Annotated in this window: 27 protein-coding genes; 20 read left to right on the top strand and 7 right to left on the bottom strand. The window is 74.5% G+C overall.

From position 1 onward, the window contains the following. The first annotated feature begins 67 nt into the window (after window positions 1-67). From OCU29_RS14365 to OCU29_RS14355, 3 genes are read left to right on the top strand one after another with little or no spacing between them, the layout of a single operon-like run. On the top strand, window positions 68-1,366 hold the full coding sequence (locus OCU29_RS14365; RefSeq protein ID WP_261820450.1) for a glycosyltransferase family 4 protein: 1,299 nt from the start codon (window positions 68-70) through the stop codon (window positions 1,364-1,366). After that, window positions 1,353-2,084, top strand: a complete 732-nt coding sequence (locus tag OCU29_RS14360) for a class I SAM-dependent methyltransferase (protein WP_261820449.1) — start codon at window positions 1,353-1,355, stop codon at window positions 2,082-2,084. The genes OCU29_RS14365 and OCU29_RS14360 overlap by 14 nt, the downstream gene beginning before the upstream one ends. Beyond that, the gene (locus tag OCU29_RS14355) at window positions 2,074-3,225 is read left to right on the top strand and encodes a prenyltransferase (RefSeq protein WP_258016994.1); all 1,152 of its coding nucleotides are present in this window, start codon (window positions 2,074-2,076) and stop codon (window positions 3,223-3,225) included. Before OCU29_RS14360 ends, OCU29_RS14355 begins: the two co-directional genes overlap by 11 nt. Here the strand turns inward: OCU29_RS14355 and OCU29_RS14350 are convergent. After that, on the bottom strand, window positions 3,196-3,849 hold the full coding sequence (locus OCU29_RS14350; RefSeq protein ID WP_258016993.1) for a class I SAM-dependent methyltransferase: 654 nt from the start codon (window positions 3,847-3,849) through the stop codon (window positions 3,196-3,198). The two genes, OCU29_RS14355 and OCU29_RS14350, sit on opposite strands and share 30 nt — an antisense overlap. Before the next feature lie 50 nt (window positions 3,850-3,899). On the opposite strand from OCU29_RS14350, the gene OCU29_RS14345 reads away from it, so the two are divergent. Both OCU29_RS14345 and OCU29_RS14340 read left to right on the top strand, forming a co-directional pair. Continuing rightward, a complete protein-coding gene (locus tag OCU29_RS14345) occupies window positions 3,900-5,990 on the top strand; it encodes an acyl-CoA dehydrogenase (protein ID WP_261820448.1) in 2,091 nt (696 codons plus the stop codon). Window positions 5,991-6,041: 51 nt separating this feature from the next. Further along, entirely contained in the window at window positions 6,042-6,413 is a 372-nt protein-coding gene (locus tag OCU29_RS14340; protein ID WP_218876374.1) for a response regulator transcription factor, read from the top strand. Between the two features lie 12 nt (window positions 6,414-6,425). On the opposite strand, the gene OCU29_RS14335 is transcribed toward OCU29_RS14340, so the two are convergent. Both OCU29_RS14335 and OCU29_RS14330 read right to left on the bottom strand, forming a co-directional pair. Then, complete coding sequence (locus OCU29_RS14335; RefSeq protein ID WP_261820447.1) at window positions 6,426-8,480, bottom strand: sensor histidine kinase; 2,055 nt, start codon at window positions 8,478-8,480, stop codon at window positions 6,426-6,428. A gap of 77 nt (window positions 8,481-8,557) precedes the next feature. Next, window positions 8,558-8,998 (bottom strand): response regulator, encoded by a 441-nt coding sequence (locus tag OCU29_RS14330; RefSeq protein WP_261820446.1) that lies wholly within the window; start codon window positions 8,996-8,998, stop codon window positions 8,558-8,560. Window positions 8,999-9,136: 138 nt separating this feature from the next. On the opposite strand from OCU29_RS14330, the gene OCU29_RS14325 reads away from it, so the two are divergent. Next, window positions 9,137-10,111, top strand: coding sequence for a response regulator transcription factor (locus tag OCU29_RS14325; RefSeq protein WP_261820445.1), 975 nt, complete (start codon window positions 9,137-9,139; stop codon window positions 10,109-10,111). Here OCU29_RS14325 and OCU29_RS14320 read toward each other — a convergent pair. Further along, window positions 10,108-11,349 carry an alpha/beta hydrolase gene (locus tag OCU29_RS14320; RefSeq protein WP_261820444.1) on the bottom strand — a complete coding sequence of 414 codons (1,242 nt, stop codon included), beginning with the start codon at window positions 11,347-11,349 and terminating at the stop codon, window positions 10,108-10,110. The two genes, OCU29_RS14325 and OCU29_RS14320, sit on opposite strands and share 4 nt — an antisense overlap. A gap of 102 nt (window positions 11,350-11,451) precedes the next feature. Between OCU29_RS14320 and OCU29_RS14315 the strand changes: the two genes are divergently transcribed. Further along, a complete protein-coding gene (locus OCU29_RS14315) occupies window positions 11,452-12,867 on the top strand; it encodes a wax ester/triacylglycerol synthase family O-acyltransferase (protein ID WP_261820443.1) in 1,416 nt (471 codons plus the stop codon). Here the strand turns inward: OCU29_RS14315 and OCU29_RS14310 are convergent. Next, window positions 12,848-13,741 (bottom strand): alpha/beta fold hydrolase, encoded by an 894-nt coding sequence (locus tag OCU29_RS14310; protein ID WP_261820442.1) that lies wholly within the window; start codon window positions 13,739-13,741, stop codon window positions 12,848-12,850. The genes OCU29_RS14315 and OCU29_RS14310 overlap by 20 nt on opposite strands. Window positions 13,742-13,863: 122 nt before the next feature. On the opposite strand from OCU29_RS14310, the gene OCU29_RS14305 reads away from it, so the two are divergent. Genes OCU29_RS14305 through OCU29_RS14275 form a run of 7 tightly spaced genes read left to right on the top strand, consistent with a single transcriptional unit; the run spans window position 13,864 to window position 19,936 of the window. Continuing rightward, window positions 13,864-16,050, top strand: a complete 2,187-nt coding sequence (locus tag OCU29_RS14305) for an acyl-CoA dehydrogenase (RefSeq protein ID WP_261820441.1) — start codon at window positions 13,864-13,866, stop codon at window positions 16,048-16,050. Then, window positions 16,047-16,586, top strand: a complete 540-nt coding sequence (locus OCU29_RS14300) for a MaoC family dehydratase N-terminal domain-containing protein (protein ID WP_261820440.1) — start codon at window positions 16,047-16,049, stop codon at window positions 16,584-16,586. Before OCU29_RS14305 ends, OCU29_RS14300 begins: the two co-directional genes overlap by 4 nt. Continuing rightward, window positions 16,583-16,990: a Zn-ribbon domain-containing OB-fold protein gene (locus tag OCU29_RS14295; protein WP_261820439.1), complete on the top strand. Its 408-nt coding sequence runs from the start codon at window positions 16,583-16,585 to the stop codon at window positions 16,988-16,990. The genes OCU29_RS14300 and OCU29_RS14295 overlap by 4 nt, the downstream gene beginning before the upstream one ends. Further along, complete coding sequence (locus OCU29_RS14290; RefSeq protein ID WP_261820438.1) at window positions 16,987-17,388, top strand: MaoC/PaaZ C-terminal domain-containing protein; 402 nt, start codon at window positions 16,987-16,989, stop codon at window positions 17,386-17,388. The genes OCU29_RS14295 and OCU29_RS14290 overlap by 4 nt, the downstream gene beginning before the upstream one ends. Further along, on the top strand, window positions 17,385-18,560 hold the full coding sequence (locus OCU29_RS14285; RefSeq protein WP_261820437.1) for a lipid-transfer protein: 1,176 nt from the start codon (window positions 17,385-17,387) through the stop codon (window positions 18,558-18,560). Before OCU29_RS14290 ends, OCU29_RS14285 begins: the two co-directional genes overlap by 4 nt. Window positions 18,561-18,569: 9 nt before the next feature. Further along, the gene (locus tag OCU29_RS14280; protein WP_261820436.1) at window positions 18,570-19,046 is read left to right on the top strand and encodes an MOSC domain-containing protein; all 477 of its coding nucleotides are present in this window, start codon (window positions 18,570-18,572) and stop codon (window positions 19,044-19,046) included. Between the two features lie 32 nt (window positions 19,047-19,078). Further along, the gene (locus OCU29_RS14275) at window positions 19,079-19,936 is read left to right on the top strand and encodes a phosphotransferase family protein (RefSeq protein WP_261820435.1); all 858 of its coding nucleotides are present in this window, start codon (window positions 19,079-19,081) and stop codon (window positions 19,934-19,936) included. 134 nt (window positions 19,937-20,070) lie between these two features. Here OCU29_RS14275 and OCU29_RS14270 read toward each other — a convergent pair whose 3' ends face one another. Next, window positions 20,071-20,811 carry a dienelactone hydrolase family protein gene (locus tag OCU29_RS14270; protein ID WP_261820434.1) on the bottom strand — a complete coding sequence of 247 codons (741 nt, stop codon included), beginning with the start codon at window positions 20,809-20,811 and terminating at the stop codon, window positions 20,071-20,073. A gap of 40 nt (window positions 20,812-20,851) precedes the next feature. Between OCU29_RS14270 and OCU29_RS14265 the strand changes: the two genes are divergently transcribed. From OCU29_RS14265 to OCU29_RS14255, 3 genes are read left to right on the top strand one after another with little or no spacing between them, the layout of a single operon-like run. After that, the gene (locus OCU29_RS14265) at window positions 20,852-21,259 is read left to right on the top strand and encodes a hypothetical protein (RefSeq protein WP_261820433.1); all 408 of its coding nucleotides are present in this window, start codon (window positions 20,852-20,854) and stop codon (window positions 21,257-21,259) included. A 47-nt stretch (window positions 21,260-21,306) separates the two neighbouring features. Further along, a complete protein-coding gene (locus OCU29_RS14260; protein ID WP_261820432.1) occupies window positions 21,307-22,815 on the top strand; it encodes a cryptochrome/photolyase family protein in 1,509 nt (502 codons plus the stop codon). A gap of 23 nt (window positions 22,816-22,838) precedes the next feature. After that, on the top strand, window positions 22,839-23,390 hold the full coding sequence (locus tag OCU29_RS14255) for an SPFH domain-containing protein (RefSeq protein ID WP_261820431.1): 552 nt from the start codon (window positions 22,839-22,841) through the stop codon (window positions 23,388-23,390). 19 nt (window positions 23,391-23,409) lie between these two features. On the opposite strand, the gene OCU29_RS14250 is transcribed toward OCU29_RS14255, so the two are convergent. Then, window positions 23,410-23,724: a multidrug efflux SMR transporter gene (locus tag OCU29_RS14250; RefSeq protein WP_179616692.1), complete on the bottom strand. Its 315-nt coding sequence runs from the start codon at window positions 23,722-23,724 to the stop codon at window positions 23,410-23,412. A 42-nt stretch (window positions 23,725-23,766) separates the two neighbouring features. Here OCU29_RS14250 and OCU29_RS14245 point away from each other — a divergent pair, with 42 nt between their 5' ends. Genes OCU29_RS14245 through OCU29_RS14235 form a run of 3 tightly spaced genes read left to right on the top strand, consistent with a single transcriptional unit; the run spans window position 23,767 to window position 25,945 of the window. Further along, window positions 23,767-24,270 (top strand): 2'-5' RNA ligase family protein, encoded by a 504-nt coding sequence (locus OCU29_RS14245; protein WP_261820430.1) that lies wholly within the window; start codon window positions 23,767-23,769, stop codon window positions 24,268-24,270. Window positions 24,271-24,311: 41 nt separating this feature from the next. Further along, window positions 24,312-25,526 carry a DUF480 domain-containing protein gene (locus tag OCU29_RS14240; protein ID WP_261820429.1) on the top strand — a complete coding sequence of 405 codons (1,215 nt, stop codon included), beginning with the start codon at window positions 24,312-24,314 and terminating at the stop codon, window positions 25,524-25,526. Further along, window positions 25,526-25,945 carry a glutaredoxin domain-containing protein gene (locus tag OCU29_RS14235; protein ID WP_261820428.1) on the top strand — a complete coding sequence of 140 codons (420 nt, stop codon included), beginning with the start codon at window positions 25,526-25,528 and terminating at the stop codon, window positions 25,943-25,945. The genes OCU29_RS14240 and OCU29_RS14235 overlap by 1 nt, the downstream gene beginning before the upstream one ends. Window positions 25,946-25,967 lie beyond the last annotated feature (22 nt).

The raw sequence follows: 25,967 nt of genomic DNA, 5'->3' as shown, positions 1-25,967 counted from the left end.
GAGGCGGGCACGGGTGGCCGAGACCCCCGACCGGCCCCGACGGCCGTACCGACCAGAGGAGCCAGGCATGCGGATCGCGATGCTGTCCTACCGATCCAAGCCGCACTGCGGCGGCCAGGGCATCTACATCCGCCACCTCAGCCGCGAGCTGGTCGCGCTGGGCCACGAGGTCGAGGTCTTCTCCGGGCAGCCCTACCCCGAGCTCGACGAGGGTGTGCGGCTGACCAAGGTGCCCAGCCTCGACCTCTACCGCGAGCCCGACCCGTTCCGGGTGCCCAGGCTGCGCGAGTTCCGCGACCGGGTCGACGTGGAGGAGTTCGCGACCATGTGCGCGGCCGGCTTCCCCGAGCCCAAGACCTTCAGCACGCGGGTCGCGCGGCTGCTGCGCGAGCGGGCCGACGAGTTCGACGTCGCCCACGACAACCAGGTGCTGGGCTACGGCATGCTCGACGTCGAGCAGACGATGCCGCTGATCACCACGCTGCACCACCCGATCACCTTCGACCGGCGCATCGACCTGGCCCAGACCCGCAACCCCTACCGCAAGCTCACCCTGCGCCGCTGGTACGGCTTCCTGCGGATGCAGGGCCGGGTGGCGCGCTCGGCCCGGGCGCTGATGACCCCCTCCGAGACCTCCAAGCGCGACATCGCCCGCGACTTCGGCGTCGACCCCGCCCGCATGCAGGTGATCCTGCTCGGTGTGGACGACGGGTTCGTGCCGCCGACCGCGCCGCGGGTGCCCGGGCGGATCCTGGCCATGGCCAGCGCCGACGCGCCGATGAAGGGCATCGCCACCCTGCTCGAGGCCTTCGCCAAGCTGCGCACCGAGCGCGACGTCGAGCTCGTGCTGGTCACCAAGCCGCAGCCCGGCGGGCGCACCGAGAAGCTCATCGACCGGCTCTCGATCGGCGACTCCGTGCGCTTCGTGCACGGCGTGAGCGACGCCGAGCTCGTGGAGCTGATGGGCTCGGCCGAGATCGCGTGCGTGCCGTCGCTCTACGAGGGGTTCTCGCTGCCGACCGCCGAGCTGATGGCCTGCGCGACGCCCCTGATCGTCTCGCGGGCGGGGGCCATCCCCGAGGTCGTGGGCCCCGACGGGCTCTGCGCCGACCTGGTGACCCCCGGCGACGTCGGCGAGCTGACCGCGGCCCTCGCCGCGCTGCTCGACGACCCCGAGCGCCGCGCGGAGATGGGGCGCGCCGGTCGCCGGCGCGTCGAGGAGATGTTCAGCTGGCGGGCGGTGGCCGCCACCGTCGCCGCGGCGTACGAGGACGTGATCGCCTCGTGGCACGCCACAGGACCGATGACCGGCACCGGCCGCAAGGGCCGGGGGACCAGAAAGAGGGGCACCAGTGCTCACCGTTGACTTCGACCGCCTCGGGCTGCGACCCGGCGACCGCGTCCTCGACATGGGCGCCGGTGGCGGCCGCCACGCCTTCGAAGCCTACCGCCGCGGCGGTGACGTCATCGCCTTCGACATGGACGCCGACGAGCTGGCCGGGGTGCGCGAGCTCTTCGTGGCCATGCGCGAGGCGGGCGAGGTGCCCGACGGCGCCGAGGCCGACGTCAAGGAGGGCGACGCGCTCTCGCTGCCCTTCGCCGACGGCGAGTTCGACCGGGTCGTCGCGGCCGAGGTGCTCGAGCACATCCCCGCCGACATCCAGGCCATCGAGGAGCTCGCGCGCGTGCTGCGCCCGGGCGGCACCATGGCGGTCTCGGTGCCGCGCTGGTTCCCCGAGATCGTGAACTGGAAGCTCAGCGACGACTACCACAACGTGCCCTACGGCCACATCCGCATCTACTCCGACAAGGAGCTGATCGGCAAGCTGCAGAACGCCGGGCTCACCTTCGACGGCAAGGACTACGCGCACGGCCTGCACGCGCCGTACTGGTGGATCAAGTGCGCGGTCGGCGTCACCAACGACGACCACCCGGCCGTCAAGGCCTACCACCGCCTGCTGGTGTGGGAGATCATGAAGCAGCCGCGCGCCCTGCGCCTGGCCGGCCGGGTCCTCGACCCGCTGATCGGCAAGAGCATGGTGCTCTACTTCACCAAGCCCGTGAGCGACCCGCGTGCGGCCTGAGGACCGCGTCGCCGACGCCGAGCTCGCCCGCCTGCCGTACGTCGACGGGGTGCTGAGCGCCCAGCAGGTCGCGCAGACCGCGCGCTCGATCGCCGACATGCAGGAGCCGTGCGGGTCGATCCCGTGGACGACGGCCGAGCACACCGACATCTGGAACCACGTCGAGGCCGCGATGGCGCTGCTGGTCGGGGGCGAGGTCGAGGCGGCCGAGGCCGCCTACGACTGGGTGCCCACCATGCAGCGCGCCGACGGCTCGTGGCCGATGAAGATCGTGGCCGGCGAGGTCGAGGACCCGCGCGGCGAGGTCAACATGTCGGCCTACCTGGCCGTCGGGATCTGGCACCACTGGCTGGTGCGACGCGACCTCGGCTTCGTGCAGCGGTTCTGGCCCTCGGTGCGCGCCGGCCTCGACTGGGTGGTGGGCCAGCAGCTGGCCTTCGGCGGCATCAACTGGACCCCCGAGGAGCAGGGCGCCCTCCTGGCCGGCTCCTCGAGCATCTACCAGTCGCTGCGCGCGGGCGTGGCCCTGGCCGACCTGCTCGACGACCCGCAGCCGGAGTGGGAGCTGGCCGGCGGCCGGCTCGGCCACGCCGTGCGCCGCCACCGCGACCTGTTCCTGGACAAGTCCACCTACTCGATGGACTGGTACTACCCGGTGCTGGGCGGGGCCGTGCGCGGCGACGAGGGGCTGGCGCTCATCGACAGCCGCTGGGACGACTTCGTGCGCCCCGGCCTGGGCATCCTCTGCGTCGACACCAACCCCTGGGTCACCGGCGCCGAGACCTGCGAGCTGGTGATGGCGCTCGACTCCCTCGGCGAGAGCCGCCGGGCCCTGGCGCTGCTCGGCGACATGCAGCACCTGCGCACCGAGGACGGGAAGTACTGGACCGGCTGGGTCTACGGCGACGAGGCGACCGCGACCGAGCCGGTCAACGTCAACTGGCCGCCGGAGTGGACGACCTACACCGCCGCCGCGGTGCTGCTGGCGGTCGACGCGCTGGGGGAGACCCACGGCCACGCGACGCCCGGCTCGGGCATCATGCGCGGCACGTCGCTGGCCCCGCACTTCGCCGAGATCGGCCTGGAGTGCGGGTGCTCCGACGAGCCGGCCTCAGCCGACGGGTTCTCCCGCCGCGCCTGAGACCCGCCGCAGCACCCGCATCGACCCCAGCGCCTCGACCTCCTCGAAGGCGCCGGAGGCCAGCGCCCGCTGGTGCACGTGGTACGGCGCCTGGCCGCCGTCCGCGGGGTCGGCGAAGACGTCGTGGATCACCAGCAGGCCCCCGCTCACGAGGTGGTGCGCCCAACCGGTGTAGTCGGCCTGGGCGTGCTCCTCGGCGTGCCCGCCGTCGATGAAGAGCAGCGAGAGCGGCGTGGCCCAGTGCCGGCTGACGGTCGTGGAGCGACCCACGACCAGCACCACGTGGTCGCTGAGCCCGGCGTCGTGCAGGGTGCGGCGAGCGAAGGGCAGGGTCTCCATCAGGCCCACCTCGCCGTCGACGACCTCGGGGTCGTGGTGCTCCCACCCGGCCTGGTTCTCCTCCGAGCCGCGGTGGTGGTCGACGCTGAAGACGACCGCCTGGTCGCCGCCGACCGCCCGGGCGGCGGCACCGAGGTAGACCGCCGACTTGCCGCAGTAGGTGCCGACCTCGAGCACCGGGCCGTGGGCCAGCCGCTCCAGGGCGCGGCGGTGCAGCAGCGCGCCCTCGTCCTCGGGCATGAAGCCCTTCGCGGCCAGGGCATGGGACAACCAGTCGTCGCTCACGCCGCTCAGCCTATAGAGTTGGAACACGTTCTAGTTCTGGAGGGCACTGCATGTCGATCGGGATCTCCGAGGAGCACGCCGAGCTGGCGGCCAGCCTGCGCTCGTGGGCAGCGGGCCTGGACGGTCCGGGTCTCGCCCGGGCCGCCGAGCAGGACGGCTCGGCCGGCTTCGAGCCGGCCTGGAAGGCGCTGGTCGACATGGGGGTCCCGACGATCGGGGTCGCCGAGGAGCTCGGCGGTGGCGGCGGCGGCGCGCTCGACGTGGCGGTCGCCCTCGAGGCCTGCGCCCACGCGCTGGTGCCCGGTCCGCTGCTGGGACCCGTGGTCGCCGCGCACCTCGCGCCCGGCCCGGTCGGCGACGAGGTCGTCTCCGTCGTGCTCGACGGCGTGCTGTGGGACGCACCCACCGCGGCCCGGGTGCTCCTCGCCGACGACGACGGCCTGGTGATCGTCGACCGCGCCGCCGTGGACGCCCGGCCGGCGACCGGGCTCGACCTGAGCAGGCGCTTCGCCAGGGTCCGGGCCGTCGACACCGCCGACACGGCTGGCGCCACCCGGCTCGAGGGCACCGGCGCGGCTGCCCTGCGCCGGTGCGCGGTGACCTACGCGGCGGCCGAGGCGGCCGGACTGGCCCGCTGGTGCCTGGAGACGGCCGTGGCCCACGCGAAGGTCCGCGAGCAGTTCGGGCGGCCGATCGGCAGCTTCCAGGCCGTCAAGCACCTCTGCGCCGAGATGCTCGAGACGGCCGAGGCCGTCACCGCCGCCGCCTGGGACGTGGCCGCGGCCGCGGCGGACGGCGACGACGGCCAGTGGGCCTTCGCCGCCGACGTCGCCGAGGCCACCTGCTTCGACGGTGCCGTCGAGGTCGCGAAGTCCTGCATCCAGGTGCTCGGTGGCATCGGCTTCACCTTCGAGCACGACGCGCACCTCTACCTGCGCCGGGCGCTGGCCCTGCGTGGACTCCTGGGTCGCGGCGACGACGCCGCCCAGCGGCTGGTCGACGCGGCCGTGCGGGGCGTGCGCCGGAGGGTGCGGCTGGACCTCCAGGGACGCGACGCGGAGCTGCGGCCGGGGGTGCGCGCCGACGTGGCCGGCGTGGCCGCCCTCCCGCCCGAGCAGCGCCGCGGCGCGCTGGTCGACACCGGGCTGCTGACCCCGCACTGGCCGGCGCCGTACGGGCGGGGGGCCGGTGCCGTGGAGCAGGTCGTCATCGACGAGGAGCTCGCCGAGGCCGGTGTTGAGCGCCCCGACATCGTCATCGCCGGCTGGGCGCTGCCCACGATCGTGCAGCACGGCAGCCAGGCGCAGCGCGAACGGTTCGTGCTGCCCTCGCTGCGCGGGGAGATCGTGTGGTGCCAGCTCTTCTCCGAGCCCGGCGCCGGCTCCGACCTGGCCTCGCTGCGCACCCGCGCGGTGAAGGTCGACGGCGGGTGGCGGCTGACCGGGCAGAAGGTCTGGACGTCGCTGGCCGACCGTGCCGACTGGGCGATCTGCCTGGCCCGCACCGATCCCGACGTGCCGCAGCACCGCGGCATCACCTACTTCCTGGTCGACATGCGCGGCTCGGAGGGCATCGAGGTGCGCCCGCTGCGCGAGATCACCGGCGAGGCGCTCTTCAACGAGGTCTTCCTGGACGACGTCCTGGTGCCCGACGACTGCGTGGTCGCCGAGCCCGGCGAGGGGTGGCGGCTGGCGCGCACGACCCTGGCCAACGAGCGGGTGGCGATGGCCGGCAGCCGGTTGGCGACCTCCACGGAGAGGGCGGTCGAGCTGGCCGCCGCCGGCGACCTGGGATCGGCGCAGCGGGCCGCGGTCGGCCGCTCGGTGGCCCTGTCCACGGTCTGCACGCTGCTCGGGGTGCGCTCGACGCTGCGCTCGCTGGCGGGCCAGGGGCCGGGGGCCGAGTCGAGCGTCGCCAAGCTGCTCGGGGTGCGCAACCGCCAGGACGCCGCCGAGCTCGTGGTGGACCTGCAGGAGGCCGCGGTGGCGGCGTACCTGCCCGGCGACGACGACCCGGCGCTGCGGCAGGTGGGCGAGGACGTCCGCGAGATGCTCAGCACCCGCTGCCTCTCGATCGCGGGTGGGACGACGCAGGTGCTGCGCAACGTCGCCGCGGAACGGATCCTGGGACTGCCCCGCTGAGGGTGGCCACCCGGGTAAAGTCCAGGACGTACCGGCAACGGAGGGGGACTCGTGGCTCGCATCCTGGTGGTGGAGGACGACGTCGACGTCCACGCCCTGCTCCAGATGCTCCTCGAGGACGCGGGCCACACCGTGTGGGCCTGCACCGACGGTGCCGGCGCCCTGGCGCTGGCCACGGGCACGGGGACCGCGCCCGACCTGGTGCTGCTGGACGGCGCGCTGCCCGGGGAGCTCGACGGCCTCGACGTCGCGGCCGCGCTGCGGGGGCACCCGCTCACCGCCCAGGTGCCGATCGTGATGCTCACCGCGCGCTCGCGCGCCGCGGACGAGCAGGCGGGCCTGGCGGCGGGAGCCACGGAGTACGTGCTCAAGCCCTTCGACACCGAGGAGCTGCTGGGCCGGGTCTCGGCCCTGCTGGGCTGAGGCCTCCACCGCTCAGGCGGTCGGCAGCCGGACCTCGAAGGTGGTGCCCCGGCCCTCCTCGGAGGTGACGTCGACGGTGCCGCCGTGGCCCTCGACGATCGTGCGCACGATCGTCAGGCCGAGCCCGGTGCCCTGGACGCCCGTGCTGATCGCCGTGCTCGCCCGGAAGAAGGACTCGAAGAGCCGCTCCTGCTCCGCGGCGGGGATGCCGACGCCGGTGTCGCTGACCCGCAGCACGGCGGTGCCGGCGGAGCCGGTCAGGGTGACGTCGACGCTCCCGCCGTCGCCGGTGAACTTCACGGCGTTGGAGACCAGGTTCATCAGCACGCGCTCCAGCTGGTCGCGCTCGCCGTCCACCACGACGGGCTCGTCCGGCACGTCGGTGCGCAGGGTGAGGTCGCGCGACGCCAGGAGCGCCTCGGTCTCGGAGAGCGCGGCCGCGACCACCTCGCGCAGGTCGCAGGGCTCGACGGTGACCTCCTCGCGGGCCGACTCGACCCGCGAGAGCGACAGGATGTTCTCGATGAGGCCCAGCAGCCGGTGCCCGCTGCGGTCGATGCGCGCGATCATGTCGCGCTGCCGGTCGGTCAGGGGACCGCCCGCGCCGGTGCCGAGGAGCTGGGTGAAGCCCAGGACGCTGGTCATCGGGGTGCGCAGCTCGTGGCTGACCGAGGAGACGAACTCCGACTTCTCGCGGTCGAGCTCCTCGAGCCGCTCCACCGCCAGCTGCTCGCGGTCGAGGGCGGCGCGCAGGGTGCGCTCGGCGGCACGGCGCTCGGAGACGTCGTGGGCGACCGCGAGGTAGCCCGCGGGCGCCGCGTCGTCGCTCTGCAGGACCGTGGTGGCCACGCTGACGGTGACCTGGCTGCCGTCGCCGCGCACCCAGCACCAGTCCTGGCGACCGGGGCTGCCGTCGACGACCGAGCGCATCACGGTGCCGAGGTCGCTGACGCCCGGCTCACGGCGCGCGCGCAGGGCCTCCGGGTCGTAGATCGAGGTCAGCGGCGAGCCCACCAGCGCGGCCGCGGGCCGGCCCAGCAGGTCCTCGGCCCCCGGGTTGACGTAGGTGACGACCCCCTCGGGGTCGGTGCCGATGATGGCGGTGCCGGTCGCGGAGTCGAGCACCGCCGAGGTCAGCTCGCGCTCGCGGCGCAGCGCCGACGCGGCGGCGCGCGCCTCCTCCAGGGCGGTGCGGCGCTGCTGCACCGCGATCGCCAGGGGGAGCGCGACGACGGCCATCGTGACGATGAAGAGCTGGACCATGGCCCCGCGCGCCTGGGCGTCGATGCTCTCGGGCGCGCCGAAGGGCCCGCCCGCCTCGGCCGTCATCAGGGTCACCCCGGTGCTGATGACCAGGATCTGCCAGGTCAGCCAGCGCACCGGCAGGACCGCGGCACCCCACACGACGAGCGGGACCACCAGGAACGTCAGCGGCAGCTCCTGGCCCGGGGCGAAGACGACCGCCGAGAGGGCCGCGGTGAGCGCCAGCTGCGCCACCACCGCCGCGCGTCGACGCTCGAGGAGGCCGGGAGCGGGGGTGGAGCGCAGGAAGACCGGCACGACCGCCAGCAGCGCGGCCGAGTGGGAGGCGGCCACGCTGCGCGCGGTGCTCCACGGGTCGCCGTCGGTCATCACGGCCACGACCACACCCGCGACCGCGCCGATGCCGAGCCCGGTCGCGAGGCCCACGACCAGCAGCCGGCGGAAGTCCTCACCGGTCACCAGGGAGGGGCGGGCCCGCAGCCCACCCAGCGCCACGCAGAAGACCAGCACCTCGGCGGCGTTGACGACGCCGTAGACAGAGGAGAGCGGGACCGGGCGGCCGCCCACGACGTTGGCGGCGGCCGACATCACCACCAGCAGTGCGAGGAGCATCGGCCAGTGCCGTCGGTCGTGGAGCAGCAGCAGACCGGCGCCGACGCCGGAGGCGGGCCACCAGGCCGCGACCTCGGTGCCGGGGACGGCGAAGCGCACGGCGACCACGCCGAGCACGAAGACCAGCGCCAGCAGTCCGGCAGCCGCCGCCACCGGGACGCGGCGTGTGGCCTCGACGGTGGGGGTGGTCACCCACCCATCATGGTTCCAGCGTGCCGCGGGGGGTGGACCCGGTGCCGGTGAGTCGCGCGTCAGGACCGGGTGCGTCGTCACCGGCTGCCCTGGGCCTCGCGGCAGTCCTCGGCCTGCAGCGGGTCGGCGTTCGGCGCACGGCGGTCCAGGTGCAGCTGGACGACGCGGGTCAGGTCCGCGACCCGGAAAGGCTTGGGCAGGTAGCCGTCGGCGCCGGCCGCGAGACCCGCGTCGATGTCCTCCGGCGCGGTCAGGGCCGAGAGCAGCACCACGGTGGTGCGCGGTCGGCGGCCGTGCGAGCGCCGCTCCATGCTGCGCAGCGACGCGGTGAACCCGATCCCGCCGAGCACCGGCATGCTCACGTCGACGATCGCCAGGTCGACGGGCTGCTGCTCGAGGTGGTCCAGCGCTCGGGCACCGTCGGGGCAGGTGGCGACATCGTGGCCCTCGGTGGTCAGCGCGAGCTCGACGAGCTCGCGGATGTCGTCGTCATCGTCCACGACCAGGATCGTCGCCATGTCGTCCTCCCTCGCCCCGAGCGGCTCCCGGGCTGTCCCCCCACCGTGGCCCCGTCGGCGTCGGGTCGGCGTGTGGAACGGTGCCGACGGTGTGAGGAAAGCGTGAGGATCGTCCTGGCGCGGCACTAGGCTCGCGACATGGCGAAGGTCCTCGTGGTCGACGACGACCCCGCGCTGCGCCAGGCCCTGCGCGGCGCGCTGGGACGGGTGGGCTTCGAGGTGGTGGTGGCGCCCGACGCCCGGGGCGGGCTGGACCTGCTGACCACGGCACGACCCGACGCCGTGGTGCTCGACCTCGGCCTCCCCGACGCCCACGGGCTCGACGTGGTCCGGCGCTTCCGGTCTCTCTCGACGGTGCCGGTGCTGATTCTCTCGGGCTCCACCGAGGAGTCGCGCAAGGTGCAGGCCCTCGAGGCCGGGGCCGACGACTACCTCGACAAGCCCTTCGGTGTCGAGGAGCTGGGTGCGCGGCTGCGGGCCCTCCTGCGGCGCAGCGGCGCCGCCGAGGGCGACCCGGCCGGCGCGCGGCCGGCGGTGCTCGACCTGGGCCGGCTCGTGGTCGACCTGGGTGCGCGGACGGTGGTCGTCGACGGCGACCCCGTGCACCTCACCCCCACGGAGTGGCGCCTGCTCGAGGAGCTCGCGGCCCACCCCGGCCGGTTGCTCACCCACCGCTGGCTGCTGGCCCGGGTGTGGGAGGAGGGGCGGGGCGAGGAGTCCCGCGCGGCCCTGCGCACCCACGTCCGGTCGCTGCGCGCCAAGCTCGGTGACCCCGCCGAGCGCCCCACCTACGTCGCCACCGAGAGCGGCGCGGGCTACCGCTGGATCGCCGCGCCGCCCGACGCGGCGCCGGCCGCGGTCGTCGAGGCCGGGCCGGACGTGGCTCCCGACACGCGCGCGCTGGTGCACGACCTCAACAACGCGCTGACCGCCCTGCAGCTCGGCGTGCACCTGGCCCAGGGCCGCCTCGAGCGCTCCTCCCTCGACGACGAGGAGCGCCGCGCGGTGCTCGCGCCGCTCGACCACCTCGACGCCACCCTCGCCCGGGCCGGGCGCCTGGCCGTGGCGCTGGAGCACCGCGCCATCGGCGAGCAGACCGCCCGGGGGGACTAGGTCGCGGCGCCGGCCCGGGCACTGCGGTGGGTGTGCCAGTGCCAGTGCAGGTAGCGGTCGATGGCCCGCACGACGTGCGCGCTGCGGATCGAGGGGAAGACGTCGAAGGCGTGCTGGGCGCCCGGCAGCTCGGCGTACACGACCGAGCGGCGCGAGGTGCTGCGCAGGCGCTCGACGAAGAGCCGCGCCTGCTCCACCGGCGCGAGCGAGTCGTGCCGGCCGTGGAGGACGAACATGTCGGGGGCCCGGTCGGTGACCTGCAGGATGGGGGAGGCGTCCTCGAAGACCTCCGGGTCCTCGGCCCAGCGGCGGCCCAGGACGCGCGGGCCCAGGAACCGGTCGCGCATCAGCTCGGCGGCGCGCACCCCGGTCGAGCCGGCGAAGTCGTAGATCCCGTAGTGCGGCACCGCGACCTGCACGCTGGTGTCGGCGTCCTCGAACCCGGGCTGCCACTCGCGACGGTGCGGCGTCAGCGCCGCGAGGGCGGCGAGGTGGCCCCCGGCGGAGCCGCCGGTGATGGCGATGTAGCCGGGGTCGCCGCCGTAGGCGCCGATGTGCTCGCGCACCCAGGCGATGGTCTTCTTGACGTCCTCGATCTGGGCCGGCCAGCGGTCGCGCGGGGCCAGGCGGTAGTTGACCGCCACGCACACCCAGCCCTTGGCCGCCAGGTGCTGCATCAGCGGGATCCCCTGCTGGTCCTTGCGGCCGATGGTCCAGCCGCCGCCGTGCACCTGGAGGAGCACCGGGGCGCCCTCGGGCGGGGGGTCGACCGGCCGGTAGACGTCGAGCATGCCCCGGCGCCCCAGTGCGTCGTCGTAGGCGATGTCGCGCTCCACACGCACCCGCGGCTCGCGCATCCGGAACGGGTAGACCAGCCGGCGCCACGGCAGGGCCAGGTCGGCCGGGCTCGGCCGCGTCTCCAGCCCGTCCTCGTAGTCGGCCCCGAGCGCCTCGGTCAACGACTCCTCGGCCACCCGGCGCACCCGTCGGCTCTGGTCGACGAGGTGGGCCAGGCCCGCCGAGCTGGCGGCGGCCAGGGCCAGGCCCCGGGCGTCACGGCGGGGGCCCGTCGCGTGGGCGGCGGCGTCGGCCACGGTGGCGGCCAGCACGTGCGGGGCCAGCTCGCCGACCAGCCAGCTGGGGAAGAACGAGAGCAGGGCCGTGCGGTAGCCCGGCACGGGGCGCACGGCGTTGGCCACGAGGGCAGCGGTCACGACCTGGCGTCGGAGGAAGGCCATGGCGCGCACTCTAGGGCGGCGGGGGAGCCGTCGCGGCAGGTGTGCGGAATCCGCGGACCTGTGCAAAACTAGAACACGTTTCATTCCTACGGAAGGCGCTCCATGGACCGGTTGTCGGGCCTCGATGCCAGCTTCTTGTACCTCGAGACCCCGGCGCAGCTGATGCACGTCTGCGGGCTGCTGGTGCTCGACGTCTCCACGATGCCGGGCGGCTACGGCTTCGAGCGCCTGCGCGCGGGGATCGAGGGCCACGTGCGCGACGTGCCGGCCTTCACCCGCCGCCTGCGCCGCGTGCCGCTGGGCCTCGACCACCCGGTGTGGGTGCGCGACAGGTCCTTCGACATCGAGCGGCACGTGCACCGGCTCGCCCTGCCCACGCCCGGCGGCTACCGCGAGCTCACCGAGCTCGCCGGTCACCTGGCGGGCCTGCCGCTCGACCGCTCCCGGCCGCTGTGGGAGATGTGGGTCATCGAGGGGTACGAGGGCGACAAGGTCGTGGTGCTGAGCAAGATGCACCACGCGACGGTCGACGGGGTCTCGGGCGCCAACCTGATCTCCCACCTGTGCGCGCTCTCGGCCACCGACGCGCCCCTGACCCCGGCCCCCCGGGCGACGCACGGGCGCGAGCCCGGCCCGGCTGAGCTGCTGGGGCGCGGGGTGCTCAGCACCGCCACCCGCCCGCTGCAGCTCGCCCGGCTGGTCAGCCCCTCGGCCACCCTGGTGACCAGGACCGTGGGCCGGGCCCGCAACGGCACGGCGATGGCCGCCCCGCTCACGGCCCCGCGGACCTCGTTCAACGGCACCATCACCTCGCACCGCAGCATCGGTCTCGCCGACATGGACCTCGAGCAGGTGCGGGCGGTCAAGAGGGCGACCGGCACGACCGTCAACGACGTGGTGCTGGCCGTGGCCGGCGGCGCGCTGCGCTCCTACCTGCTGGACCGCGGCGAGCTGCCCACCGACTCCCTGCTGGCCACCGTGCCGGTCTCGGTGCGCAGCTCCTCGCGGCGCTCCGACGGCGCCAACAAGGTCTCCGCGCTCTTCACCCGCCTGGGCACCGACATCGAGGACCCCCTCGAGCGGGTGCGCGACCTCGCCGTGCGCAACCGGCACGCCAAGGACCACCACAACGCGATCAGCGCCGACTCGCTGCAGGACTGGGCCGAGTTCGCCGCGCCCCGCACCTTCGGTCTCGCCGTGCGCGCCTACGCCGGTCTGCGGTTGGCCGAGAAGCACCCGGTGGTGCACAACCTGGTGATCTCCAACGTGCCGGGCCCGCCCGTCCCGCTGTACTTCGTGGGCGCCCGCATCGAGGCGCTCTACCCCCTGGGACCGGTCTTCCACGGTGCCGGGCTCAACATCACGGTGATGTCCAACGCGGGCGAGCTGCACGTCGGGGTGATCGCCTGCCGCGAGTCGATGCCCGACGTCGACGACCTGGTGCAGCGCTTCCCGGCGGCCCTCGACGAGCTGGCGGGGCTCGTGGACGGCCCCGGCGTCACCGCACCCGCGCGGTGACGGTGGCGGCCGCCTCCACGACGGCCGGCACGAACACCTCGGCCTCCAGCACGCAGGCGGCGTGGCCCGCCTCGATGTCGTGCACGGTGGCGCCCGGCACCGCGCGGGCCAGCGCGAGCTGACGAGCCGGCGGGATGACCCGGTCGCGGGTGGTCACCACGACGGCGGTCGGGGCGTCGACGCGCCCCAGCCACGGGCGGGAGTGGTGGCGCCCGAGCGCGGTGAGCGCCTCCGCCACCGCCCACGGGCTGGTGCTGCGGAACTCGCGCAGGGCCCACGCCTGGATGTCGGAGGCGTCGACGTCCAGCGCCCTGGCGGTCGAGCGGGCCGCGCGGGTGGCCACCCGGGACCGGGCGATGCCGCGCGTGCCGAGCATGGAGACCCCCATCCCGGTGAAGAACGCCCGCTCGGCCACGGTCAGCTGGAAGCGGTCGCTGGTGGCCGCCAGGACCAGGCCCGCCACCCGGTCCGGGTGCTGGCGCCAGACGCGCTGGGCGACCACGCCGCCCATCGAGTAGCCCGCGACCAGGGCCCGCTCCACGCCGAGCACGTCGAGGAGGGCCGCCACGTCGTCGGCGCAGTCGCGCAGCGAGAACCTCTCGCTGCGGATCCCCTGTCCGTGCCAGCGCTGGTCGAGGGTCACCACCCGGTAGCGCTGCGCCAGTCGGGGGATCGAGGGGAACCAGGTGAGCAGCCCGGTGCACCCCAGGGCGTGCAGCAGCACCACGGTCTGCGCCTGCGGCGAGGGGCCGGGGGTGTCGGTCACGAACGTGCTGCCGCGCCCGGGCAGCTCGACCACCCGCCCCGGCGGCACCTGCACGAACGGCACGTACGTCGAGGAGGTGAGCAGGTGTCGGGGGTGCGGGACTCGCAACGGGATGCTCCTGCGCCTTCGGTTCGGCGCGCCGGTCGTGCTGGTGCAGCACTGGCGCATGAGGTAGAACACGTTACAGTTCTTTGACGGATCACGCGTATGCAGAGAGTGGAGGCCGGGCCGTGGCGCAGGACGGGTACGACGTCGAGGAGCACCGGGAGTCGGTGGAGGCGGTGCGCGCGGTGGTGCGCGAGGCCCTCGACCGCGACGCCACCTGGGCCGACCTGGCCGCCGCCGGCCTGCTGGGCCTGCCGGTGCCCGAGGAGCACGGAGGCGAGGGGCTGGGGCTGGCCGAGGTCGGGGTGCTGCTGCACCAGACCGGGGCCCGGGCGGTCCGCCTGCCGGTGTGGGAGACCCTGGCCTGCGCGGTGCCGACCCTGGTCGGGCACGGCACCGACGCCCAGCGCAAGGAGTGGCTGCCCGGCGTGGCCGCCGGTGAGGTCGTGCTCAGCCCCGCGCTGCGCGAGCGCGGGGCACGACCCGGGGACCCGCCCACCACGACGTACGCCGACGGGGCGGTGAGCGGGCGCAAGATCGCGGTCACCCACGCCCTCGACGCCGCCCGCCTGCTGGTCACCGCCCGCGACGGCGAGCGGACCGTGGTCGCGCTGGTCGACCCGGCCGGCCCCGGGGTGCGGCTGGAGGAGTCGCCGTCGTCGAGCCGGATCGCCCGGCACACGGTCGTGCTCGACCTCGCCCCCGCCGAGCTGCTCGAGGACGGTGCTGCCGAGACGCTGCTCGCCCACGCGACCGCCGGCCGGTGCCTCACCGCCGCCGGCATCCTCGCCGGCGCCCGCGACCTGACCGCGGCCCACGTCAAGGAGCGCCGCCAGTTCGGGCGCGCGCTCGCGCAGTTCCAGGCCGTCGCGATGCAGGCGGCCGACGTCTACGTCGCCGCGCGCACCACCGAGCTCGCGGCCCGCAACGCCGCCTGGCGGGTCGGCACGGGCCTCGACGCGCGCGACGACCTCGCCGTGGCGGCGTACTGGGTGTGCGCCCAGGGGCCGGCGGCGCTGCGCACCTGCCACCACCTGCACGGCGGCACCGGCGTCGACGAGACCTACCCGCTGCACCGCTACTTCTCGTGGATCACCGACCTGGCCCACGACCTCGACACGCTCCCCGGCGACGTGCCGGTCGAGTCGGCCGCGGCCAAGAACCTCGAGCTCACCAGGGCCCAGCGCGAGCTCAAGGCCGAGGTGCGTGCCTACTTCACCTCGCTGGCCGGCGAGGACGAGCACCGCGAGATGGGCGTCGACAGGCACGGCGAGACCTACCAGCGCACCGTGCGCCGGATGGGCGAGGACGGGTGGATGGGTGTCGGTTGGCCCACCGAGTACGGCGGGCGCGGCCTCGGGGAGGTCGAGCAGACGATCTTCGCCAACGAGGCGCAGTGGGCCGACGTGCACCTGCCCGCGGTGACGTTGCAGACCGTCGGCCCGACCCTGATCCGCTACGGCACCCCGAAGCAGAAGGAGATGTTCCTCGAGCGCATCCTGCGCGGCGACGTGCACTTCGCGATCGGCTACTCCGAGCCCGACGCCGGCACCGACCTGGCCTCGCTGCGCACCACCGCCAGGCGCGAGGGCGACCACTACGTCGTCAACGGCCAGAAGCTGTGGACCACCGGCGGCCACCAGGCCGACTACCTGTGGCTCGCGGTGCGCACCGACCCCGACGCGCCCCAGCACCAGGGCATCTCGATCCTCATCGTCGACACCACCGACCCGGGCTACTCCTGGACCCCGATCATCACCGCCGACGGCTCCCACCACGTCAACGCGACGTACTTCAACGACGTGCGGGTGCCCGTCGACATGCTGGTCGGCGAGGAGAACCAGGGCTGGCGGCTGATCACCACCCAGCTCAACCACGAGCGGGTGATGCTCGGCCCGGCCGGGCGCATCGAGGGGCTGCGCGACCGGGTGGCCCGGTGGGCGGCCGCGCAGGGGGTGCTCGACCGGCCCGACGTCGTCGACGTGATGGGTCGGGTGACCGCCGCCTTCCGGGTCAACGAGCTGCTCAACTGGGACGTCGCCCGGGCCGGCGAGCACGGCGAGGTCTCGGTCGGCGACGCGTCGTCGTCGAAGGTCTTCGCCGCCGACCAGGTCCAGCACCTGGCCGCCGACCTGGTCGGGCTCGTGCACCGGCACGGCGACCCCGCCGAGCCCGCGACCCGCGCGCTGCTGGAGTACCTGGACGCCCAGGCCAAGCGCAACCTCGTGCTCACCTTCGGTGGCGGGGTGCAGGAGGTCCAGCGCGAGCTGATCGCCGTCTTCGGGCTGGGCCTGCCGCGGGTGCCGCGATGAGCGCGGAGGTGCAGGAGCTGCACGGGGTGGCCGCCGAGGTCCACGAGCGGGTGCTGGCCGAGGCCGAGCGGATCCGTGGCTGGGGTGAGGCGGCGCAGCGGTGGGCGCGCGACCCGGTCAACCAGCCGACGATCAACAACTGGGTCGAGGCGATGGGCAACGACAACCCGCGCTGGCGCGAGGGCGAGGCGCCGCCGTCCATGGCCCAGGTGTGGACGATGTACGGCCAGGGCGGCCGGGCCGGCGACGACGACCCGCTGCACGCGATGATGGGCGTGCTCACCGACGCCGGCTTCACCGCGGTGCTCGGCACGAACTCCGACCAGACCTATCACCGCACGCTGCGGGTGGGGGAGCGGGTGCGGGTGACGACCGCGCTCGACTCGGTGGTCGGGCCCAAGCGCACCGGCATGGGCGTGGGCTACTTCGTGACCTCGCGCTCGACCTGGTACGTCGACCACGACGGCGGCGAGTCGGAGGCGGTGGCCTCGATGCTCTTCCGGGTGCTGAAGTTCGTGCCGGGAGGTGCCACGTGAGCACCTCGACGAGCGCCGTGCTGCGGCCGCAGCAGAACCGCGACACCGCCTTCTTCTGGGAGGGCACCGCTGCGGGCGAGCTGCGGGTGCAGACCTGCAACGCCTGCGGGACCCTGCGGCACCCGCCCGGGCCGTCGTGCCCGGAGTGCCTCGCGCTGGACCGCGGCCACGTGGTCGTCTCGGGGCGCGGGACCGTCTTCTCCTACGTCGTGCACCGGCACCCGCCGGTGCCCGGCAAGCAGCTGCCGATCCTGATCGCGCTCGTGGAGCTCGAGGAGGGGCCGCGGATGCTCGGCGAGCTCCTCGACGTGGCCGACGACGAGGTCGAGATCGGGATGCCCGTGCAGGTCGAGCTGCGCCGCGTCGACGACGACCTGACCCTGCCGACCTGGAGGCGCGCATGACCACCCTGACCCCTGGTGCGGTGCTGCCGGAGTGGACCCTGCCGATCACGCCCACGCTGGTGGTGAGCACCGCGCTGGCGACCCGGGACTTCCAGGACGTCCACCACGACCGGGACGTCGCGCAGGCGGCCGGGTCGAAGGACATCTTCCTCAACATCCTGACCTCGACCGGGCTGGTCGAGCGCTACGTCACCGACCACCTCGGCCACCACGTCGACGTGCGCGGGATCTCGATCCGGCTGGGTGCGCCGGCGTACCCGTACGACACGCTGCGCTTCACCGGGGAGGTCGTCGGGGTCGCCGACGGGGTCGCGGAGCTGCGGGTGACCGGGGCGGTGTCGCTGGGCGACCACGTCATCGGCACCGTGCGCGTGGCCGTGGGGGAGGAGGCCGCGTGAGCCGCTCGCTGTCCGGGAGGGCCGCGATCGCGGGCATCGGCGCCACCGAGTTCTCCAAGGAGTCAGGGCGCTCGGAGCTGCAGCTGGCCGTCGAGGCGGTGCGGGCCGCCGTCGAGGACGCCGGGCTCACGATGGGCGACGTCGACGGGCTGACGACGTTCACCATGGACTCCAGCAGCGAGATCGCGGTGGCCCGCGAGCTCGGCATCGGCGAGCTGCGCTTCTTCAGCCGGATCAGCTACGGCGGCGGGGCCGCCTGCGCCACCGTGCAGCAGGCCGCGATGGCCGTCGCGACGGGTGTCGCCGACGTGGTGGTCTGCTACCGCGCCTTCAACGAGCGCTCCGGCGCCCGCTTCGGCCAGGTCTCGGTGGCCGCCAACACCCAGGTCAACACCAACGGGCTCGACAACGCCTGGTCCTACCCGATGGGCCTGGGCACCCCCGCGGCCACGGTCGCGATGCAGGCTCGCCGCTACATGCACGAGTACGGCGCCACCTCCGAGGACTTCGGCCGGGTGGCGGTCGCCGACCGCCGGCACGCGGCGACCAACCCGCACGCCTTCTTCCACGGCCGCCCGATCACGCTGGAGGACCACCAGGCCTCACGGATGATCGTCGACCCGCTGCACCTGCTCGACTGCTGCCAGGAGTCCGACGGCGGCCAGGCGATCGTGGTCGTCTCGGCCGAGCGGGCGCGCGACCTCGCGCAGAAGCCGGCGTACGTCACGGCCGCGGCGCAGGGCAGCGGGCGCGACCAGTTCGTGATGACCTCCTACTACCGCGACGACATCGGCATCCCGGAGATGGGCGTGGTCGGCCGCGAGCTGTGGCGCCAGTCGGGGCTGCGGCCCGACGACATGCCGATGGCGATCCTCTACGACCACTTCACGCCGTACGTGCTGATGCAGCTGGAGGAGCTCGGCTTCTGCGGTCGCGGCGAGGCGCCGGGGTTCGTGGCCGACGGGGCGATCGAGATCGGGGGACGGCTGCCCCTCAACACCCACGGCGGGCAGCTCGGCGAGGCCTACCTGCACGGGATGAACGGCATCGCCGAAGGGGTGCGCCAGGTGCGCGGCACCGCGGTCAACCAGGTCGAGGCCGCCTCGTCCTCGCACGTGCTGGTCACCGCCGGCACCGGTGTGCCGACCAGCGGGCTGGTGCTGTCGGCCTAGGCTCGTCGGGTGCCGACCGTCTCGCTGCTCCACACCGCCAAGGGCCGACGGCTCCCGATGCGTCCCTCCGAGCAGGTCGAGGTCGAGACCGCGCGGGGGATCGTCGGTGACCGCTACCACGGAGCCCGGCACCGCCAGGTCACGATCCAGAGCCAGCAGTCGCTCGACGAGGCCACCGAGGTCTTCGGCGCGGAGGTGCCGGCCGCGCTGACCCGGCGCAACATCACCGTCTCCGACGGCGTGGTGCCCCAGGCGCCCGGCAGCATCATCCGCGTCGGGCCGGTCGTGCTCGAGGTCGTGCGGGTCGCCGCGCCCTGCAAGCTGCTCGACGACACCATCGGTGTCGGGGCGCAGGCCGCCCTGCGCCGGCGCGGCGGGTCGGTGTGCCGGGTGCTCGAGGGCGGCGTCGTACGACTCGGCGACGCGGTCGCGCTCGACGGGGTCGACGAGTCCGAGACGCTCTTCGGCACCGCCGACGTGGGGTGAGGAAGCTGGATGCCGCTGGGCCTCGCGACCGCGTGGACCTGGGACCCGCGCTCGACTGGGCGGCGCGACGGACCTCGCAGGTCACGGGTTCACGGGAGCTGGTCGGCGGCTGGACGTCGACGATGCTGGCGCTGTCGACGCAGTCCCACCGAGACGTCGTCCTGCGGCTGGTGGACCGGGAGCCCTGGCGCAGCCACGGCGCCGGCCTGACCACCCGCGAGAGCGAGGTGCAGCAGGTCTTGGTGGGCACCGCTGTGCCGGCGCCGCGCTCCCTGGCCCTCGACGCCGACGGGGCGGCCTGCGGCGTCCCGGCCCACCTGATGACGCTCGTCCCCGGGGCGGTCGACGCCGACCGCGTGGACGACGAGTCGCTGGACGAGCTGGCCCGGGTGCTGGCCGCGGTCCACGACGTCCCGCCCCTCCCCGGGCTGCGGGCCTACGAGTCCTGGGCGTGGGAGGCGAAGCACGTCGTCCCGGCGTGGGCCTGCGACCGGGGTGTCTGGGAGGGCGCGTTCGACCTGCTGCGCACCGCGCCTCCCGCGCACGAGCCGCGGCTGGTCCACCGCGACTTCCACCACCGCAACGTGCTGTGGTCACGGGGGCGGGTGACCGGGGTCGTGGACTGGGTCGAGACGTCCGTCGGACCGACGTGGCTCGACGTCGCGCACTGCTGCACCAACATCGCCGTCCGCCACGGCAGCGACCGTGCCGACGCCTTCGCCGCGGCGTACGTCGCGCGGACCGGGGTCGAGCCGCAGCCGTACTTCGACGTCATGGACGTGGTCGGCTTCCTGCCGCCGCCGGGGCGAAGCGCCTGGGTGACGGCGTACGACGAGTGCCAGCGGCTCGAGCAGCACCTGCGGCGGGTCCTGCGCCGAGCGACCGGCTGAGGCGCCGAGGACCTCCTCGAAGAAGCCGAGCAGCGCCCGCACGTGGGTGGCGTCGCGGGCTCTCACCGCAGAGTGGTCACAGATGACGTCGCGGCGAGCGTCGGCGGTGTCGTCAGTGACCACTCCGCGCGGGGCTAGGCGCCGAGGACCTCCTCGAAGAAGCCGAGCACCCGGTCGACCGCCTCCTGGCGGCGGTGCACGGTCACGGTCGAGTGGCCCCGGCCGAGCAGGTCGACGCGGAGGAACGCGTCGCCGAGCTCGCGGTCGAGGGTGTCGAAGCGGGTCCCGGTGGTGGGGTCCTTCTCGAACTGCAGGCCCAGCACGCTGCAGCCGCGCCGCTTGACGGCGTCGAGGTCGGCGGGGGAGAGGCCCAGGTCGGCGGAGCGGCGACGACCGACGGCGAACGGCAGCGACGGCTGGCACAGCACCGGGGCGGCGACCGAGGTGTCGACGGCCATGGCGAGGGCGAACCCGCCGGTCAGGCACATCCCGAGCGCGCCGACGCCGGGGCCGCCGAGCTCGTCGTGCAGGGTGCGGGCGAGGTCGCGGAGCCAGGCCACGACCGGTGAGGTCTCCCCGGTGGCCATGACGGTGAACTCGCGGCTGATGCACACCCGGGGCAGGACCTTCGCGACCTGCCCCACGCTCATCGGGCGGCCGGCCTCGCCGAAGAGGTGCGGCAGCACCACGGTGTAGCCGGCGTCGACGAGCTCGTCGGCGAAGCCGACCACCTCGGCGGTCAGGCCGGGGATCTCGTGCAGCACGACCACGCCGGGCCCGGTGCCGCGGCGGTAGGTCGGGTGGGTGACCCCGTCGACGGTGTGCGAGCCGGGGGTCCAGGAGCCGGGCCAGTCCGGCCGGTCGGGCTGCGTCATGCGCCGACTCTAGGGGCGACGGCGCACCTAGGGTGGGCACATGCCCGGTCCCGTCCAGCCCGACCACCGCTTCCCCGTCGAGGACGGGGAGCGGCCCGCCCAGCTGCAGCACGACCTGCGACGCGTCCTGGTGGTCGCGACCTGGGTGCTGGCGGGCTTCGTCGTCCTCGCGCAGCTGCCGTGGGTCGTCGCGGCCTTCGCCGATGGCCCGGGAGCGGGCTGGTGGTGGCTGTCGGCGATCGTGCCGCACGTGTCGGTGCTCCTGGCGGTCCCGGTGGCCCCGCTGCTCGGTCTCGCCTGGGTGGGCGCGGGTTCCGGCCGCCCGGGCTCCGCTGCCGCGCGCGAGCCGTCCACGTGCGCCAGCACCCTGGCCAGCGTCGCCCTGCTGGTCCTGGTCCTGGAGATCCTGCTGGTCGGCACGGTCGTGGCGATGACGTGGGCCGGCTGACCCCGTGGGTGAGGGACCAGCGCGAGCGGCCTGCCTAGGGTCGGGTCATGCCGTCGACCGCGCACGTGCGGCTGGTGCTGCCGCACCAGCTCTTCGTCGAGCACCTCGAGGCGCCGAGCGGCACCGTCTTCGTGCTGGTCGAGCACGACCTGCTCTTCCGGCAGTACCGCTTCCACACCCACAAGCTGGTCCTGCACCGCGCCAGCATGCGCCGGTTCGCGGACCGGCTGCGCGAGGCGGGCTTCACCGTCGAGCAGGTCGACACCGACGGGCGCACCACCAGCCGGCGGGCGCTCGCCACGCTCGTCGAGCGGCTCGCGCCGCAGCAGGTGACGGCGTACGACGTCGTGGACGACTGGCTCAGCCGCGACCTGACCGCGGCGCTGGCCGACGGGGGCTACGCGCTGCGCGCCGAGGACGTCCTCGACTCCCCGTGCTTCCTCACCACCCGCGCCCAGCTGGCCGAGCACTTCGACGGCGCGTCGGGGCCGCGCGGGCGCAGCGCGCGGATGCAGCACTTCTACTCGTGGCAGCGCAAGCGCCTCGACGTGCTGGTCACCGACACGGGCGAGCCGGTGGGCGGTCGCTGGTCCTTCGACGAGGACAACCGCAAGAAGCTGCCGAGGGCGCACCCGGTGCCCCGGGTGTCGTGGCCCGGCCGGGACGAGCGGCACCCGCACGTCGAGGACGCGATCGCCTGGGTGCGCCGGGCCTTCCCCGACAACCCCGGCGACCCCGCCGGGTTCGGCTGGCCGACCTCGCACGACGAGGCGGAGGCGTCGTACGACGAGTTCCTCACCGAGCGCTTCGAGCAGTTCGGCCCCTTCGAGGACGCGATCTCGGCCACGCACCCCTACGTCTTCCACGCGCTCATGACGCCGGGGCTCAACATCGGCCTGCTCGACCCGCGCCACGTCCTCGAGCGCGCGCTCGACCACGCCGAGGCCCACGACGTGCCGCTGCCCAGCCTGGAGGGCTTCGTGCGGCAGGTGATCGGCTGGCGGGAGTACATGCGCGCCTGCTACGTGCTGTGGGGGCGCCGGCTGCGCAGCCGCAACCACCTCGAGCACGCCCGGCCGCTCGACGAGGGCTGGTGGACCGCGCAGACCGGGCTCGAGCCCGTCGACCTGGTGCTGCGGCGGGTGCTGGAGACCGGCTACGCCCACCACATCGAGCGGTTGATGGTGCTGGGCAACGCGATGTGCCTGCTGCGCACCGACCCCGAGGCCGTCCACGAGTGGTTCATGGAGATGTTCGTCGACGCCTACGACTGGGTGATGGTGCCCAACGTCCACGCGATGAGCCAGTTCGCCTCCGGCGAGGCGGTCACCACCAAGCCGTACGTGTCGGGGTCCAACTACCTGCGCAAGATGAGCGACCTGCCGCGCGGCGACTGGGAGGCCGACTGGGACGCCCTCTACTGGACCTTCGTGCGCGACCACCACGCGGTCTTCGCCGGCAACCCGCGCTCGCGGATGATCGCGAACCTCTACGACCGGATGGAGCCCGCGACGAAGGCTGTCCACAGCCGGCGCGCCGCTCGGTGGCTCAGCTGAGCGGTCCTCCGTACGATGCCGGCATGGGTCTGCTGCTCGGAGCTGCCATCCTCGTCCTGCCCGTCCTGCTGGTGTCCGCGGCCCTCGTCCGGGCGTCGCTGCTGCGCGTGCCCGAGGGGCACCGCGGCGAGCTGCTCGGACGTCCCGGCGTCCTGGAGCCCGGCTGGTCGTGGCGCTGGTTCGGGCGGTGGCGCCTGCGCCTGGTCGACCTGCGACCCCGGGAGATCGTCAGCCGCGACCCGTTGATCGCAGCGGACGACCTGATGACGACTGCCCGGCTGCGGCTCGTGGCCCGGCCTTACGAGATCCCCGGGGCCCCGACCCTCCCGTACTCGCTCAGCGACGAGGACCTGGCCGTGCTGTACGGGGTCGCCATCGCGTACCTGCGCCATGCTGCCAGCGAGACACCCGCCCAGCAGCTGGTCGCCGAGCAGCGCTCGCTCGGCGCGCGCCTGGAGTCCTTCGTCGGGGGCGCCCCGGTCTCGGCGGTCACGACGGTCGAGCTCGCGCTCGAGGTCGGCTACGACTCCGACCACCTGCCCAGGCGGCGCACCACCGTCCTCGAGACGGCGTGAGGGGCCGCCGCTCGGTGCCTCAGCTGACGAGCTTGAGGCCCACGATGCAGCCGACCAGGCCCACCAGCAGCGCGACGCGCGCCAGGTCGGCGGGCTCGTCGCCGGTGACCATCGCGTAGGCGACCGTCAGCGACGCGCCGATGCCGACCCACACGGCGTACGCCGTGCCGACCGGCAGGGTGCGCATCGCCTGCGCCAGGCCGAGCATGCTCAGCACCACCGCGACGCCGAAGACGACCGACGGCACCGGTCGGCTCAGCCCGTCGGACCGGCCCAGGGCCGTGGCCCACACCGCTTCGAGGACACCGGAGATCACGAGCACGAACCAGGCCATGCGGGTGATCGTGGCACGGGGGTGCCGGGGCAGGATGGGCGGATGCCGCGCCTGCACTCCTTCGAGCTGGTCCCCGACGACGCCGGGCAGGAGGCGGTGCGCGCCCAGTGGCAGGCGCTGCACGACGCGGGCCTGCCCTCGCAGCTCGACCACCGCGGCAGCACCAACGCCCCGCACGTCAGCGTCGTGGAGGCCGAGCAGCTGCCCGACGCCGCCTTCGACGTGGCCCGGGCCCGGCTCGCCCCGCTGCTGCCGGTCACCGCGCTGGTCGGCGGCGTGCTCCTGCTGGGCGAGGGCTGGGTCACCCTGGCGCGGCCCGTCCAGCTCGCCGACGACGTCGTACGCCGCGTGCTCGCGGTGCGCGTGCAGGTGCCGGAGCGGCGCCACCTGGGCTGGGTGCCGCACGTGACGCTGGCGCGCCGCCTGGAGCCGGGCGACGTGCCGCGGGCGCTGGAGGCGCTGGCCGGTGTCGACGCCGACCTCGAGCTGCGCCTGGGCGGGCTGCGGCACTGGGACCCCGACGCCGGCGAGGTGCACGACCTGTGAGTCGCCCGCGGCGCGGCCCGCGCGCCACGTAGGTTGGGCGCATGCTCGACCAGCCACTCGACGCGACCCAGCAGCGTGTCCTCGGCGCCCTGCTGGAGAAGCAGGTGACCGTCCCGGCCTCGTACCCGATGACGCTCGGCGCCCTGCGGACCGCCTGCAACCAGTCCAGCAGCCGCGACCCGGTCACCGACCTCGACGAGGAGCAGGTCAAGCAGACCGCCCACGCGCTCAAGGAGCGCGGCCTGCTGCGGATCGTGTGGTCCGACACCGGGCGCCGCACCCTGAAGTACCACCAGGCCCTCGACGAGGTGCTGGGCCTGGGCGACGACGAGCGGGCGCTGCTCACCGTGCTGCTGCTGCGCGGGGCGCAGTCGCCGGGCGAGCTGCGCACCCGCACCGAGCGGCTGCACACCTTCGCGGACCGCGACGAGGTGGCCGCCTGCCTGGCCCGGCTCGCCGCGCGCGAGGAGCCGCTGGTCCGCCAGCTCGAGCGCCGCCCCCGCGAGCAGGACCACCGGTGGGTGCACCTGCTGGGACCCACCGAGGCCGAGCCGGCCCCGGCGGCGGCAGCCCCGGTCGACCGGGAGAGCCCGCTCGCCGACGGCCCGGAGCGCCGCGACGAGCGGGTCCGCGCGGCGTACGCCGCCGTGGCCGGGCCCTACGCCGAGCGCTTCTCCGGCGAGCTCGACGACCTGCCGTTCGAGCGCTGGCTGCTCGAGCGGGTCGTGCAGGCCGCCGACGGGCTGCCGGTCGTCGACGCCGGCTGCGGGCCGGGCCACGTGACCGCCCACCTGGCGGGTCTGGGGGCCGACGCCCGCGGCCTGGACCTGACCCCCGAGATGGTCGCCCAGGCGCGCGAGCGGCACCCGGGGGTCCGCTACGAGACCGGCGACCTGCGCCGGCTGATGCGCCCGGAGTCCGCCGCCGGCTGGGGCGCGGTGCTGGCCTGGCACTCGCTGACCCACCTCGCCGGCTCCGAGCTGCCGGACGCCGTGGCCGCGCTGGCCCGCCCGCTGGCGCCCGGGAAAGTGCTGCTGGTCGCCCTGCAGGCCGGCCACGAGGTGCGCCGCCTGGACAGCTGGTTCGACGTCGACCTCGGGGAGGGCGGCCTCGGGTTCGTGCAGCACGACCCGGGCGAGGTCGTGGCGGCCGTCGAGGCGGCCGGCCTGGTCGACGTGGAGTGGTTCGTGCGCGGCCCGCGGGCGGCGCTGGGTGAGACCAGCCAGCGCCTCTACGTGCTGGGCGGGCAGCCCTGATGGGCCGCTGGGGCGGCTCCGCCGCGCTGCTGGTGGCGGCCGGGGTGATGCTCGGCAGCGACCCGGGTGTCGGCTCGGTGCTCGGCGCGCTGGTGATGATCGTGCTGGCGTTCCTGCTCTCGCCGCTGCTGTTCCCCAGCTCGCCGGGCGACGCGGCCGGGCGCAAGCGGGGGCGCGAGGAGCGGTTGCCGGTGGTCTACTGGCGACCGGGCTGCCACCACTGCCTCAAGCTGCGCCTGGGCCTGCTGCTGACCGGCAGGCGCGTCGTGTGGGTCGACATCTCCAGCGACCCCGACGCCCTCGCGCGCGTGCGCAGCGTCAACGGCGGCGACGCGACCGTGCCGACGGTGTTCTCGCGCGGGACCGTGCGCACGGCGCCGACGGTGCGGTGGGTGCGCGAGCAGCTCGACGCCCGCTAGGTCCGGCGCGCCCGCTCGGGGT

The organism is Nocardioides sp. OK12 (assembly GCF_024341885.1).
Classification (GTDB): Bacteria; Actinomycetota; Actinomycetes; order Propionibacteriales; family Nocardioidaceae; genus Nocardioides; species Nocardioides marinisabuli.
This window is presented reverse-complemented; position numbering and strand designations above follow the sequence as displayed.